Consider the following 15034-nt stretch of genomic DNA (forward strand, 5'->3'; position numbering starts at 1 on the left):
GCCCGCACGGCATCACGCCTCCGTGCCGTTTTTATCGTACGGCCGCATCCGACGCATCGCGCGTTGCAAACAAAGCTGCGATATCTTCCTTATGCTTTTTACCCTGCACATCGCACGGAAGAGACGCGACATAGCGCCAGCGCTTCGGAATGACGACGTTTTCAAAATAATTCATAAGATAATCGTGAAAGAATTTATTAATCGTCAATTTTTTTTCGTTTTGAAATTTCCGCTTGCCGTCAGCATTGAGTACGAGTGCCGCCGCAAGATACTGGCGCACATCTTCGAGCGCGACGACTTTTACATCGGAGACGAAGCCGCTCTGCAAAAGCCTGTTTTCGACTTCCGTCATCGAAATGCGTTTTTCCTCTATCTTTACGATCGAGTCGGCCCTGCCCTTCATGACGAATCTGCCGTCGGGAAGGAGATCTACCAAATCGGCGGTCGCAAAACCTTTCGGGTCTTTGATATACGGAGAGACGATGACGAGACAACCGTCTTCCCCTTTCCAAATCTTCGCATTGTCGAAGGGCGTCCACGTAAGTCCGTCCTTCGTCTGCTGCCGGTACGCGATGCCGCTCGTCTCCGTCGAACCGTACACTTCAAGCGGACAAAAACCGAATACGGCTTCCGTCTTTTCGGCAAGCTCTTTCGAAACGGCTCCTCCGCTTGTGAAGATAAAGCAATTGTCGAGCGGCAGTTTCCGCTCGGTTTCAACGGCGCGTTTTAAAAATGCGGGCGTCGCGATGATCATATAGGATTCGTCGGAAAGCGTTTCAAATTCTTCGGGATATTCGATGCGCGTGCGGCGAAACGGAACGCCGTACCCGAACGGAAGCGCGATACCGAATAAAAAACCGTAGATGTGGTGCTGGCTCACCGTCGTAACGAGTTTTCGCTTTGCGAATTCCGCGCCCCACTTCGAAAAGACGAATGCATTGTCGAGTTCAAATTCGGTCATGCGCTGGCGGACACCTTTCGGCTTTCCGGTGCTGCCCGACGTGTAGAGCAAAATATCCGTATCGTCCGCGACGATTTTCGGAAACGAGCGCATATCGCTTTCGGACGGAGAAGCCGCATTTTCGACGACATCGGGGATAAAGATCGAATCGGCAATATCGCGGTCGGTTAAAAATTCGACGCCGTCCGTTTTGATTTCCGCGATGAATTCGCTCGTAACGTTTTGCGTCAAAAGCACCGTTTTTTTGCACTGCAAAAGCGCAATGAACGTGCACAAAAAATACCAATAATCTTCGCAGTGTAGAATATATTTTTGTGCCGATTTTTCGGAAATGAATTTTCGAAGCTTTGCCGAATCGGAAAGAAAATCGCGCCACGTTTTATACGCGCCGTCCGACCACTTCCGTTCGTAACAGACGATAAAATCGTCGGGGCGGGAATCCGCCGTAAATGTGCTGATCGTATGCGCTTCCGGCATTTTTCTTTGTACCCGCCTTCTGATAATAAATTCAACGACAAACATACAGCCCATAAGCGCGTATGAAATGCCGCCGTTGTATACCGACCACACCGTATCGGAGCAAAAAAACGCCGTAAACGCCGACACGCTTCCGTTGCAGATAAAAAAAACGCACCATGCAAGGGTCACTTTGCGGCAGTACCGCTCTATCGAACTTTCCGCCGCAGAGCCGCGTATCGTTTTATCCTGCAGACACGCAAATCTGAAAATGATGTTCGGCGGCAAAAAAAGCGTACTGCCGAAAACAACGAGCAGCGTTGCGCTGATCGCAACCGAATACAATTTTAAAAATACGGTCCGATTCGTAAAAAAACAAAATAAACCGGCTGCAAGAAAAAGTGCGGACTGCGCAAGCGGCTTCCAATCGAAAGACAGCGCGCCGACTTTTGCCGTTCCGATTTTTGTCCCGCGCATTTGCGCATCGTTTTCCCGCACTTCATCCTTTCGAAGCGCGTCATTTCGGCCGTTCCGTTTCGCCGACCTTCTTTCCTTTCCGTCCGCACTCCGCGCCCGCCCCGTCGCGCTTAAAAAAAACGCGAAAGCGAGTGCGACGATGCACAGCGATAAAATCCTGACCGGAAGCTTTAATACGACAAGGAAAGTAAAAACAAGGACGGGATACAGCGCCGCAACCGCATAAAACAGAACCTTAACAATTTTTTTCATCGACGGAAAACGGTATCGATTAAAAAACGAAGCGGCCGGCCGCAAAAGCCTGCCGCGTTCACTTTTGTTAAGCTTGCTGCGTATACGGATACAGCGCGTCGACGACATCCTGCATCGTCTTCACCGTTTTGAAAATCGCGGGATCGACTTTGCCGGGAATAAAATCCTTCATCTTTACGATCAAGTCGATCGAATCGATGGAGTCGAGCTCAAGGTCGTCGGCAAGCTTTGCCGCGGGAGTGATTTTATCCTCTTCGATTTCAAATTCTTTTGAAAGGACCGCTTTCAGTTTGTCGAAAATCTCTTCTTTAGTCATACAATTCCTCTTACGCCTTTTCGGCAGCAATATATTCAGCTAATGCATCGACCGATGCAAAATGCTTTTTATTATCAGCGCTTTCGGCTGAAAGCTTTACGCCGAATTTCTTTTTCAACGCTACGCCCAATTCAAGCGCATCGATCGAATCGAGCCCCAAGCCCGTTCCGAAAAGCGGCTCCGCGTCGTCGATATCTTCCGGCTTTACGTCTTCAAGCTGTAACGACGATACAATCACTTCTTTAATCTGTCGTTTCAAATCATCCATAACAATAGTATAACCCGATTATTACAAAATTTATATAATTATAAACAAACATATAAAAAAAAGCAACAGAACGTCAAGGCAGTATCAAAACGAAAATGCCTGCTTTGAAGCGGGAATTATGGAAAAAAAATACGGTAATAATTTGAACTATGAGCGGAAGCCCGGCTGCCGCACCTGCAGCCGGAGCCTTTATTATTTTGTGTGATCCTGGATTTTATCTTTTTCTTTTTTTATCTTCGTATCGAGCGTATCCATAAGTTTGTTGAGACCGGCATCGAAACTGTAATCTTTGCTTGTTACGTGCCCCTGTGTTCCCCAACGGAAATTGAACGTCGCATCGAATGAATACTCTTTATCGTATTTTACCCGCAAAGTAAAATCGATGATTAAATCTTCGGCATAAGCGATGCGCTTTAACTTTGTCTCAATCATGTCAGACTGTTTTTTTTCAAACTCGAAACCGACTGCCGATACGTTTTTTGTCATGCAGCCCTCCTCTGTACGTGTTTTCGGTACGCCTGAAACACAGGCCGCGGCGATTGAGCCGTCGTTTATAGTATACAGCGGAATGTGTAAAAAAGCAAAATAAAAATAAGCGCACAGTTTCAGAGGCAGTTTCAGACATGTGTCTATAAAATTCCATTATAAAAATCCTGCCGCGCCATATACGGCGTATCAGTGCCGAACGCGGTATACTCGCTTTTCGGAAGTTTTTTTCACTTCGACTTCCGAATCCGTTTCGCCTCCCGAAGCGACGGTGAGAATTAAATCCGTAATCGATTCGCGGGTATTGACGGGGAGTTTTTCAAGGGCATCGATAATGCGTTCGTATCGGCGGTAGCGCGCGGCATCGTTTTTCGGCAGGGAATTCTTTACTTCGAGGATATGTCCGCTTTTCGATTGTACCGTATCGCGCATAAGCGATTCTATCGATTCGTTCAAAGCCGACGCGATTTTATATGCCGTTCCGACGGACGGCTGTCCTTCCCCTTTATTTTTTCCGTTTGTAATCGTCGAATACGGTACATCCGAAAGCGCGGCAAGCGTTTTTAAATTGATTCCTCTATAATTGATTATCCGGTAAACATTTTTCCAGAATATGTGCATACCACAGGTTTACCACAAAAAATATATCCGCACGGATTTATTTACCGTATTGCGTTATAATAACGACATAAAGTTTTAAGTACGATTAAAATCGCTTTGCGTATTATCCGAAAAATGCATATACCACGTTCAAAGCGCGATTTTTATACAAGATGTAAAAGATAAACGGAATTTCCGATGCGGCAGCTTGCTCCTTCTCCTTTTTGTCGATATACTCGTTTTATGAAAAAGCGATCCGTTGTTGTTATCGGCGCGGGCATCGCAGGGCTCTCGGCTGCCGTTTATCTGCAGCGATCGGGATTTGACGTAACGATTTATGAGCAGCATGAGATTCCCGGAGGCCTTTCGACAAGCTGGTCGCGCAAAGGGTATCTTTTCGAAGGGGGTATGCACTGGCTTACCGGTTCGTCCGAAAAGCTTGTTTTGAACCGCGTGTGGAAAGAAACCGGCGCGCTCAAAGAAAATAACCCCGTCCGTTACCGTGAGCCGCTGTATACGCTCATCGACGAAAAAACGGAAATCCGCCTCTACCGCGATATCGATAAAATGCGTAAAGAATTTATCGATGCCGCACCCGAAGACCGCAAGGCGATCGAAGGGCTCTGCCGCGATATCAAAACGTTTTTGCCGGTACACTTCGTCCTGCGCGACATACCGTGGATAAAAACAAAATCTCCCGCAATTCCGACACTGAAAGAATTGCTTCCCATGGCGCCCGCCGCGATTCCCGCGCTTTACCTCAGAAACGTATCATACGACGACTATCTCTCCCGATTTAAAAACAAAAAACTGCGCGCGTTGCTGCATTCCGTCATCGGTACGAGATTCAACGCGCTGTCGCTTGTCTATACGCTTGCATCGTTCGCCTCAGGCGACTGCGGATACCCCGAAGGCGGTTCGCTGCGTCTCGCACAAAACATTGCCGACACCTTCGCCTCGCTCGGAGGAAAAATCGTATACCGGACAAAAGTGCTCGGCATCGTAACGGAGGGACGGCGAATTTCCGGCGTCAAAATCGCGCGCACGAAAGCCGGCGCATTGCCGTATACGGCGGACGGCTTCGATCACCCGGCTGAAAACTCCGAAACGGAAATTATTAAATCGGATTTTGTCGTTGCCGCTTTCGACACGAGACGCGCAGTCGATTCGCTTTTTGCAAAACCGCTTGAAGAGCGATGGGCGAAGCAGATGCGCAAAATCGTAACGACCGAACAAAATATGTTTATCGCCCTCGGCATAAAAGCCGATTTGTCGAACAGACCGACAGGCCCCGTACTTTTGCTCGACGAACCCTTGGAAGCGGCGGGTCTGCGCTTTACGGAAATCCGCCTGAACAATTACGCGGGCTATGCGAATCATGCGCCCGAAGGCTGTACCGCACTCACCTGCCTTTTGCTCGGCGGAAGCTACGATTGGTGGAAAGCGAAAAAAGCCGACGGCACATACCGGCAATGCAAAAAAGAAATTATCGATAAATTTATTAAAATAATCGAAAGCCGTTTTCCCGAAACGAAGGGCGCGATCGAAGTAACCGATATGGCCACGCCTTTGACCTACGAGCGCTATACGGCGAGCTTTGAAGGCAGCTGGATGAGCGTGTGGAAACCCCGAGATCCGATGTTCATACTGCCTGCAAAATCGAAGACGGTACGGGGGCTCTACTTTGCAAGCGAGCGTTCGATGATGCCCGGAGGCCTTATAATCGCGGGATGGGCGGGCAGACGCGCGGCGCAGACAATCTGCAAAGATACGCGTACCGAATTTATCGCGCACGATTGAAAAAATCGGCGATAATTTTTTGAGCTCAGCGGTGATTTGCATGAACGGGATGCGCAAGAGGCGGCATAGTGCGAATTGAATAAATCGATATGATGTTTTATAATAACCGCCGAGAATTGCGAGGATAGAAATGCCTAAAATCGAAGTCAACGAAAAAAGTTTTTTCGCTTTGCTCGGGAAAAAATACGATTACGATACACTTGAAACAAAATTGCCGTGCGCAAAAGCCGAACTCGATGAAAAACCCGACGCGTCCAAGCCTGAAGATGAGCGCGTTATTAAAATCGAACTCAACGATACCAATCGTCCCGACTTGTGGTCGACGGTCGGTGTCGCGCGGCAGATCGCCCTGCACGACGGCGCAAAACACGCGGATTATCAAAAATTCATGTCGGCTCCCGATGCGATAAAAGATCCGGCCAACCGCATCGTCACCGTGGACGCCGAACTGCAGCACATCCGTCCGTATATCGTCGCCTTCGTTATTTCCGGAAAAGCGATCGACGAGGCGATGCTGAAAGACATCATCCAAACGCAGGAAAAACTCGCGTGGAATTTCGGACGCAAGCGGAAGACGATTTCGATGGGCGTGTACCGTATTTCCGATATCGCATTTCCCGTGCATTATAAAGCCGTCGATCCGGACGCAACCTCTTTCGTGCCGCTGCAGTGCGCAGAGCCGATGACGTGCCGGCAAATCCTGAGCGAACATCCGAAAGGAAAAGAATACGGTTGGATTTTAAAAGACTTTAAAAAATTTCCGCTGCTCGTCGACGACAAAGGCGAAATCATGTCGATGGCGCCGATCATCAACAGTGCAACGCTCGGTGCGGTGCAAGTCGGAGACACGGGCTTAATGGTCGAGCTGACCGGCGACGATATGGAAAGCCTCATGCTCGCGGCGAACATCGTCGCGTGCGATTTTTTTGAAAGCGGCTACGAAATTCTTCCGATGCGCGTCGACTATCCTTATGAAACGAAATTCGGCAAAACCGTCGTGTGTCCGTATTATTTTCAAGTTCCGACAAAAGCTTATCTTTCGCATATCAACAAAATGCTCGGCTCGTCCTTTACGGCGGACGAAGTGTGCGCCGCGCTCTACCGCATGGGCGATGAAACGACGGTAAAAAAATTGACGATCGACGGAAAAGACGATGCTGAGTTTACGCTCTTTCCGCCGCCCTACCGCAACGATTTTTTACACGAAGCCGATGTGATCGAAGACGTCATGATCGGGCGCGATATCGCTTCGTTCGAACCGGAAAGCCCGAGCGATTTTACGATCGGCAGACTTTTACCGATAACGCAGTTCAGCCGTAAAGCGAAAACGCTTATGGTCGGGCTCGGCTATCAGGAGATGATTTTCAACTATGTCGGAAGCCGCCGCGATTACATCGACAATATGCTCATCGACGAATCGAGCGTCATCGAAATCGCAAATCCGATGAGCGAAAATTATCAATTTATCAGACCGGAGATAATATCTTCGCTGCTCCGCGCGGAAAGCAAATCGGCGAACGCGCAGTTCCCGCACAAGATTTTCGAAATCGGCAAAGTCGCCTATCTCTGCGGCGAAGAAAACACCGGCACGCGCACACGAACGCACTTGGGCTTTTTGACGGCGGCGGCAAATGCAAACTTCAACGACGCGGCAAGCGAAGTCGCGGCACTCCTGTATTTTCTCGACCACACGTACGAAGTACAAGAAAGCGCCGATCCGCGCTTTATCGTCGGCCGTCAAGCATCCATTATCGTAGGTGGCAAAGCAGTCGGTGTTTTCGGCGAAGTCAATCCGCAAGTGCTCGAAAACTGGGCGGTTACGGTACCCTGCGCTGCGGGCGAAATCGATTTGGAAGCGTTGATGCGGAGCGATGTATAAACGGCAAGAGCGCCGTCCGCTCATTGAAACCGGCGTTCGGTCGGGGAGCTGTCTCCGACTCGGCCGGACGGATTTTAAACTTCACACATATTCAACACACACATATCCAAAAAATTGACAAAGCTCGAAGTTCGACATATAATGAATAGTCATATCAATGTCGTGTACTGCCGTGCACGCTAATCATTATATTTTCAATTAAAATTTATGGAGGACAGTATGAAAACAAGAAAAAAGATTGCGGCGGGAATCATCGCTGCAAGCGTTTTAATTTCTTCCGCCTTTGCAAAAAAAGGAGAAAAGTCTGCGGATTATCCGAAAAAAGGCATTACGGTAATCTGTCCGTGGGGCGCCGGCGGCGGTACGGATGCGATTTTGCGCGCGCTGTGTTCGACTGCGGAAAAGTACCTCGGTACGACGATCACCGTCGAAAATAAAACGGGCGGTGCGGGCGCTATCGGTCATGCTGCAATCAAAAACGCGAGACCGGACGGATATACGGTCGGTATGATAACCTTCGAATTGAATTCGCTGCCGCAGCAGGGTTTGATCGATTTCACGTATGCCGATTTCGATCCGCTCATCCGCGTCAACGCCGACGCTGCGACGCTTACGGTCGGAAAAAACGAACCGTACAATTCCGTGCAGGAATTCGTCAACTACTGCAAAGCGCATCCCGGTGAAGTTTCCATCGGAAACTCGGCGCCCGGATCCGTGTGGCACATCGGTGCGGGATTGCTTGCCGATCAGGCCGGCATCAAAGTAAAACATATTCCGTTCGAAGGCGCGGCGGGTGCGGTTACGGCAGTAGCGGGCGGACACATTCAAGCCGTTACGGTTTCGCTTGCAGAAGTCAAATCACAATATGACGCCGGCAATGTAAAAGTGCTCGGCATTATGGCGGCAAAACGCCCCGAAGCGTACCCGAATATCAAAACGTTCAAAGAACAGGGATACAATATCGAATATGCGACATGGCGCGGACTTGCATTGCCGAAAGGCGTCGATCCCGCAATCAAAGCGAAATTGGTAGAAGCGTTTACAAAAGCGGAAAACGATCCTGCGTTTATTGCGACCGCAAAAAATCTCAACCAAACGCTCGCATATCAAAATCCCCAAGAGTTCGCCGCTTTCTTAAAAAGCAACTTCGAAGCGGTTACGAAGACGATGAAATCCATCGGTCTGATCGACTAGTCATACAAAAGTTCAACCGTCAAAAATCGGCCGGCGCTCCGCCGGTCGGTTTCCATTTTATAATAAAGCGGTACAGTTCAATCCGCTGAGGTTCTTGTGAAAAAAGCCAATATCATATCGGCGGTTATCGGCATGATCGTTTCGGCAGCCGCATTCGGATATACCCTTACTTTCAAACAGTTCAAAAACGTACCTGTAGGGCCGGAGTTTTTTCCGCGCGTACTTGCCATCGCACTTTTTATATTCTGTGTACTTTTATTATTAACAAATTTAAAAACGTCCGAAGCAAATAAAAAATCGGCTCCGACGATGAGTTTGAAAAACCGCGGTATGCAAAAAGCGCTCGCGGGACTCGCAATCGTCGTCGCATATGCGCTGCTGTGGGAAGTCCTCGGTTTTTTAATAATCACGCCGATTGCAATATTTTTAATGACGCTGCTGCTCGGAAAAAGGGAGTATATAAAGATGATCATCATTGCGGTCGGAGCGACGGCAATCGTCTTTCTCGCATTTAAATGTCTGCTGGGCATTCAGATGCCGCTCGGCTTTATGGAAGAGCTGTTTTAAAGGAGGCGAAGTATGGATTTCGGATTAATTGCGTCCAGTTTCGGACAAGTGTTTACGCCTTCCACGCTGCTCTATACGCTTATCGGAGCGACGGGCGGCATTCTCATCGGTGCCATTCCGGGCTTAACCGCGACGATGGGTATCGCGCTGCTCATCCCGTTTACCTACGGCCTCGATTTTATTCCGGGAGTTGCAATGCTGCTCGGTATATTTTGCGGCGGTATGTACGGAGGTTCCATAGCGGCGATCCTCATCCACACTCCGGGCACTCCCGCTGCGGCGGCGACGGTACTCGACGGATACCCGATGGGACAAAAGGGGGAACCCGGCCGCGCACTGACGATCGCTTTGTTTTCCTCTTTCAGCGGAGGAATCATCGGCGCCCTCGTCATGACTTTTTTATCGCCGCTCATTTCAAAGATGGCGTTGAAATTCGGGCCTGCGGAATTCTTTGCGCTTGCGATGTTCGGTTTGTCGGTCATCATTTCCATTTCCGGAAAATCGCTCATCAAAGGACTCATCACTGCAGCTTTCGGCCTTTTAATCGGAACAGTCGGCATGGATAAAACCTGTGCGTACTTGCGCTTTTTTAAGCTGCAGGGCTTTTACGACGGCATTCCGTTTATTCCGGCTCTCATCGGTTTATTCGCAATCAGCGAAGTCATAGCAAACTTCGAACATCTGCTGCAAAGCAAACAGGAAAGTAAAACGCGCGTAAAAACGGCATCCGCATCGAATCCCGTTTTGCGCTATTTAAAATCCGTTGTCGGAAATATTTTACCCGAAAAGCGCGACATAAAAACGATTTTACCGCACATCTTCAAAGGCAGTCTTATCGGCACTTTTATCGGCGCGATCCCCGGAGCGGGCGGCGATATCGCGGCGTTCGTTTCATACAGCGAAGCAAAACGCAGCAGCAAGCATCCCGAACTTTTCGGTCACGGCGCACCCGAAGGAATTGCCGCTGCCGAATCCGCAAACAACGGATGTTCCGGCGGCGCCATGATCCCGATGCTTTCGCTCGGCGTCCCCGGCGACTCGAACACGGCAGTGCTCATGGGCGCTTTTATCATGCACGGTTTCCAACCCGGCCCGATGATGTTCGTCGAGCACCTCGATATCGTATACGCGGTATTCGGCGCAATACTTGCGGCAAATCTCGCGTTCCTCATTGTGGGTATGCTCGGTGTCAATCTTTTTTCGAAAATCATTTCGGTTGAAAAATATTTTTTAATTCCGTGCATACTCGTGCTGTCGCTCGTAGGTGCATACGCAATCAACCAAAGCATGTTCGACGTATACTTTGCAATCGTTATGGGCGTTATCGGATACCTTTTGCAAAAATACGATTTCCCGCTTTCACCGATTTTGCTTGCGCTTATTTTAGGACCGATGAGCGAATCGAATATCAGGCGCTACATGCAGATTGTCGACGGAAAATTCGTCACGATTTTTTCCCGTCCCATCTGTATCGTATTTTTCCTGCTTGCGCTCGTTTCGCTTATTACCGCATTTTACAATCAACGAAAAATCGCACGAAGGGAAGCGGAAAAATCCGAATAACCGCTGCAGACATTCGGCTGCGATCCTGCAGCCGCCGCTACAAAAAAACTGCCGGCGTGCGTCGGCAGTTTTTTGTAAATGTCATATCATTAAAAATTAATAATCAATAATTCGATTCGGTAAAATACCGCAAACGGCGAATGATCCGCACGAATCAGTCTTTTGCGCGCTCGACAAAAGAGCCGTCGCGCGTATCGATGACGATGCGTTCGCCTTCGTTGCAAAAAAGCGGAACGTTCACTTCGATGCCCGTATCGAGCGTCGCGGGCTTAAACGTTTTGCCGCTCGTGTTGCCTTTTACGCCCGGCTCGCAGTACGTGATCGTGCGCGTAACGTTGACGGGAAGTTTGACGCCGACCGGCTTTCCTTCGTAAAACGTAATCGATATGTCGATGTCGTCGTCGGGGGAAAGATAACCCGCATTGTCGCCCAAATCTTCTTTTGTCATTTCGAGCTGCTCATAAGTTTCCTGATCCATAAACACGTACGTATCGCCTTCGATGTAGGAAAGCTTCATCGTTTTTTCGTCGAGATCGACTTCATCGAATTTTTCTCCGGCGTCGAGGCCGAGATCCTGCGTCTGTCCCGTAACGATATTTTTTACGCGCAGCTTTGTCACCATACCGCCGCGGCCCGATTTTTGGCCGAGCATACGTTGTACCATAAGCGGATTGTTTTCATACATAAACGCAGAACCGACTTTGATTTCCGATGTTGTAACCATATTTCTACCTTCTATAAATTAATAAGATTTGACAAAATTGAAAAGTGTATATGATTATAATGCAAAATGCCGCAAATAATCAAGCAGGCGGCGGGCAAAGTCGCCGTTTGCAATAAGCGCGGATGCGAATGCGGCAAAATATTTTTTTATCCGACAGGAAGCTTCCAAAAAGGCGAAGAGCGCTTTTTCCGTATCGCAAAAAACCGTGCCGGAAACATTGTACAACGTCCACGCATTTTCGACGATCGCAAAATCGTCACGCGGAAAAAAATCTTTTATGCGATGCAAAAGCGCTTCGACTTTTACGAGTTGATAATCGTCTTCCTGCGGATATGCCTGCCACACAAAGGGAATGCCCGAAAGGCACGCGCGCGAAAGCGAATCTTCCCCGCGTATAAAAAGCGCGTCCATAGCATGGAGCAGATCGTCCCATTCGTTTTGCACTAAAAACGGAAGCCGTTCCGCAGCAAAATGCGCACTCGAATCCGCGTACGCTTTCATAAACGCATCCTGCGCCTGCCCCGCAGCGGCGCAGGCGCAAAGCTTAAAGCGCTCGTCCGACTTTCGCTTTTCCGCTTCAAATGCACAAAGGGCGCGGACGACGGGAGCGTAATCGCGGACATAACCGAAAATCAAAACCGAAAATTCATCGGGATTTTTTTTTGCCGGCACGTACGCGGGCTTCCGGTCGAGGATAAGTCCTCCCGTCTTTGAAGTAAAGCCCGGCATAAAATTGACTTTTTGTACGCGCGACGAGCGCGTGAGCGACTTGAGGCAGTGAAATTCTTCGGCGTAATCTTCCGCCGTAAGGTAGTCGATATTGACGACGTGAACGACGGCGGTATTTTTTTTATCGAATAAAAGCGCTTCAAGCCATTCGGGATAAGGGCATTGAAAACACTGCAAAACGATTTTCGGCATCGCTTTCGAAAAAGAAGCGGTACACGCATCTCCGGCATTCCAATCGAAAACCGTCCAATTTCCGTACTGCTGTACCGCCGCATGAGAGTCGATTCCGGGCGCAAGCAAAGCGAAAGACGCAAGATCATCGATGACGAATCGAATGTGCACGCTGTCGTCAAGCGCCGAAAGAGCGCGCGCGAGGCGGTATGCAAATCCGACATCGCCGTAATTGTCAACGACTTTGCAGAGAATCGCGATATCGAGCGGGCGCGTTTTATCCGTCATATATGCCGGGCGATACAGGATGCAATCGCTTCCATGCCTTTTTTATTCGGATGCAGCCGGTCGGCGAGCATATCCTCTACCGCGATTTCCGATAAATCGATCGCACGGATATTCCGATCGGCAGCATGTGCGGCTACGACGACGGAACGAACGCTGTGCTGCAGATCGAGCTGCGTCCAGTCGCAGTCGTTTTTTTCCGTCAGCTCCCAATCCAAACGTACGGGCGGCACGCAAAAATATGCGACGGCGTGCGGCAGCGCTTTTCGTATTTTTTTAATAAGGAGCGTATAGGCAGCTTCGAATATCGCAAGCGGCGCAGCGCCTTCCGCGCGCTGACCGAAATCGTTCGTACCGCCGAACACGATCACCGCGTCTCCTTTCAAACGCGCGATACGCGAATCGGAAACGAAGGCGGACCAAAGAGGTCGCGAGCCGGTTTCCGAAACGCGGCTTCCGCTGTACGAATCGTTGCAGATCATCGTGTTTCCCGTCAGCCGTTCAAAATACGCCCACCACATATCGTCCCTGCGGTAAACGCCGGAATCGGGCATCGGGTACGCGACCGCATAATTTTCGGGCGACGTTCCTTCGAACGAAGAAATGGAATCTCCCATAACCGAAAAGGTAAACATAAAAGTACCTCTTTGTTTTTTTACAGTATACTACAATTTTTTTTGCGCCGCTTCGTTTATCGCCGCAACGGCAAGCTGCAATTCATCGGCATCGGAAGACGTCACCATCCAGCGGGCAACACCTTTTTCGCTTTGGCTCGCGCGCTGTGCGATCCAGCACCACTTATCGCCGTCCCAATCGCGTTTTAACAATGTCGTGCCGAGCGGAGAGCCGTCTTCAAGCGTTTTAAGCGGCACGTATCCTCTTTTCGTAAAAAAATTTTCGGTCGCACAAAGCACATCGTCCCGATCTTTTTCATCCGCATAGGTATAGCCCCATTCGCGTTCGCGAAGCACGCTGTTTTGACGGGCGACGAGCGCATCGAATTCAGCTCTATGGTTTTTCCAGCGTTTCAAAAACAAAAGACAAAAGAGCAGCGTGCTTTCCATCGGAACCGTGTTTTCGCCGTTCGGAAAATTCAGATAATAATGCGCGGTTTCTTCGACGGCGACGATCGCTTTTTTTTGCAGCAAAATATTCTTTATCTGCGAATGCCCGTTCGGAACGAGCAGCGGATTGTTGCCGCCGCTTTTCAGTTCCGCGTGAACGACGGGAGACGCTTTCGAGTCGATTCCGATCCGAGCTTCCCCCGTATGCGGTACGATCGACGTGAGTACGGAAGACAAAAAAGTCATAATCACGGAAGGCGAAATCTCCGTACCGTCGCCGCTTCTCGTATCGACGCGGTCGCCGTCGCCGTCGAATAAAAAGCAAAAATCGACCGATGAGGGATGTGCGCGTATATAGTCGAGCGTACCTTCGATATTCTCTTTAATAATGGGGTTCGGCGCGCCGCTCGGAAAATTGCCGTCGGGAACAACGTTTCGCGGAACGCATGAAATGCCCGCATAGCGGAAGGCACGCATCACTTCGCTTCCCGCGCTGCCCGATAAAAAATCGGCGACGACGGATATACCGGAAAGTTCGTCTTTTCCGATCCGTGCCAAATCCAAACAGGCGCGCACGTATGCATCGCCGTCGTCGATGACCGTAACGCTGCCGCCCTCTTTTGCGGAAACGGTTTTTCCTTTTAAAAACGCATCGCGGACGGCGGTAAGTCCGCCTTCCGGCCCGACGTTTTCGGCGACGGGTCTCACGTTCGGCCCGACCGTTTTTTGTCCGGTATAATTTTTCGGATTATGAGACGCCGTATACATGATTCCCGCACAGCTTGGGCGCTGCATACAGCTGAAATAAAACTGACACGTCGAAACGGGCAGCACGTTCGTATACACGCGAAATCCCATCGCGGAAAAAGTGTCGATCGCGAGCTGCAAAAAGTGCTCGCCTTTTTTACGCGTATCCCGGCACAAAACGATTTCGTCGGTGTCGAGGCATTCTCTGAAATACCACGCCTGCGCATTGCACAGACGGGACGCCGTTTCATCGCTCAGCCGTTCGGCATCGATTCTGATATCGAAAGCGTGAAACAGTTCATACGCGATTTTTTCAAGTGCATTATCGGCCATATTTTCCCTAAAAAAACCGCGTACGGTTTTATTAAGTTTTATTAATAGGTTCAATTTTGAGTTTTCTAAACTCGAAATTTTCCATCTGTTTCGCTCACCGATTGAATGGCAAGTTTGGAAAGCAAATCAAATTATACTTACGGCGAGGTTCCGGCTGCGTGC

The 15034-nt window shown here is 49.5% G+C and carries 14 protein-coding genes; 5 read left to right on the forward strand and 9 right to left on the reverse strand.

The genetic code is table 11. The features are described from left to right. Positions 1-31 precede the first annotated feature (31 nt). From HRI97_RS11865 to HRI97_RS11885, 5 genes are all read right to left on the reverse strand, one after another. Entirely contained in the window at positions 32-2146 is a 2115-nt protein-coding gene (locus HRI97_RS11865) for an AMP-binding protein (protein WP_253725681.1), read from the reverse strand. A gap of 67 nt (positions 2147-2213) precedes the next feature. Continuing rightward, positions 2214-2462, reverse strand: a complete 249-nt coding sequence (locus HRI97_RS11870; RefSeq protein WP_180487333.1) for an acyl carrier protein — start codon at positions 2460-2462, stop codon at positions 2214-2216. Between the two features lie 10 nt (positions 2463-2472). Next, entirely contained in the window at positions 2473-2730 is a 258-nt protein-coding gene (locus HRI97_RS11875) for a phosphopantetheine-binding protein (protein WP_180487334.1), read from the reverse strand. Between the two features lie 192 nt (positions 2731-2922). Next, the gene (locus HRI97_RS11880; RefSeq protein ID WP_180487335.1) at positions 2923-3216 is read right to left on the reverse strand and encodes an HPF/RaiA family ribosome-associated protein; all 294 of its coding nucleotides are present in this window, start codon (positions 3214-3216) and stop codon (positions 2923-2925) included. Positions 3217-3405: 189 nt separating this feature from the next. Continuing rightward, positions 3406-3837 carry a helix-turn-helix domain-containing protein gene (locus HRI97_RS11885; RefSeq protein WP_180487336.1) on the reverse strand — a complete coding sequence of 144 codons (432 nt, stop codon included), beginning with the start codon at positions 3835-3837 and terminating at the stop codon, positions 3406-3408. 222 nt (positions 3838-4059) lie between these two features. Between HRI97_RS11885 and HRI97_RS11890 the strand changes: the two genes are divergently transcribed. From HRI97_RS11890 to HRI97_RS11910, 5 genes are all read left to right on the forward strand, one after another. After that, entirely contained in the window at positions 4060-5616 is a 1557-nt protein-coding gene (locus HRI97_RS11890) for a phytoene desaturase family protein (RefSeq protein ID WP_253725683.1), read from the forward strand. A 130-nt stretch (positions 5617-5746) separates the two neighbouring features. After that, positions 5747-7495 carry a phenylalanine--tRNA ligase subunit beta gene (gene pheT / locus HRI97_RS11895; protein WP_253725684.1) on the forward strand — a complete coding sequence of 583 codons (1749 nt, stop codon included), beginning with the start codon at positions 5747-5749 and terminating at the stop codon, positions 7493-7495. A 219-nt stretch (positions 7496-7714) separates the two neighbouring features. After that, entirely contained in the window at positions 7715-8689 is a 975-nt protein-coding gene (locus tag HRI97_RS11900) for a Bug family tripartite tricarboxylate transporter substrate binding protein (RefSeq protein WP_253725686.1), read from the forward strand. 96 nt (positions 8690-8785) lie between these two features. Continuing rightward, positions 8786-9256, forward strand: a complete 471-nt coding sequence (locus HRI97_RS11905) for a tripartite tricarboxylate transporter TctB family protein (protein WP_180487340.1) — start codon at positions 8786-8788, stop codon at positions 9254-9256. A gap of 12 nt (positions 9257-9268) precedes the next feature. Then, on the forward strand, positions 9269-10819 hold the full coding sequence (locus HRI97_RS11910; RefSeq protein WP_253725687.1) for a tripartite tricarboxylate transporter permease: 1551 nt from the start codon (positions 9269-9271) through the stop codon (positions 10817-10819). Between the two features lie 154 nt (positions 10820-10973). Here HRI97_RS11910 and efp read toward each other — a convergent pair whose 3' ends face one another. Genes efp through HRI97_RS11930 form a run of 4 tightly spaced genes read right to left on the reverse strand, consistent with a single transcriptional unit; the run spans position 10974 to position 14872 of the window. Continuing rightward, on the reverse strand, positions 10974-11543 hold the full coding sequence (gene efp / locus HRI97_RS11915; protein WP_021330369.1) for an elongation factor P: 570 nt from the start codon (positions 11541-11543) through the stop codon (positions 10974-10976). Between the two features lie 54 nt (positions 11544-11597). Further along, the gene (gene earP, locus HRI97_RS11920; RefSeq protein ID WP_253725689.1) at positions 11598-12731 is read right to left on the reverse strand and encodes an elongation factor P maturation arginine rhamnosyltransferase EarP; all 1134 of its coding nucleotides are present in this window, start codon (positions 12729-12731) and stop codon (positions 11598-11600) included. Beyond that, positions 12728-13363, reverse strand: a complete 636-nt coding sequence (locus HRI97_RS11925) for an SGNH/GDSL hydrolase family protein (protein ID WP_253725690.1) — start codon at positions 13361-13363, stop codon at positions 12728-12730. The genes earP and HRI97_RS11925 overlap by 4 nt, the downstream gene beginning before the upstream one ends. Before the next feature lie 30 nt (positions 13364-13393). Then, positions 13394-14872 carry a phosphohexomutase domain-containing protein gene (locus HRI97_RS11930; protein WP_253725692.1) on the reverse strand — a complete coding sequence of 493 codons (1479 nt, stop codon included), beginning with the start codon at positions 14870-14872 and terminating at the stop codon, positions 13394-13396. Positions 14873-15034 lie beyond the last annotated feature (162 nt).

Source organism: Treponema socranskii subsp. buccale (genome assembly GCF_024181585.1).
GTDB classification, from domain to species: domain Bacteria; phylum Spirochaetota; class Spirochaetia; order Treponematales; family Treponemataceae; genus Treponema_D; species Treponema_D buccale.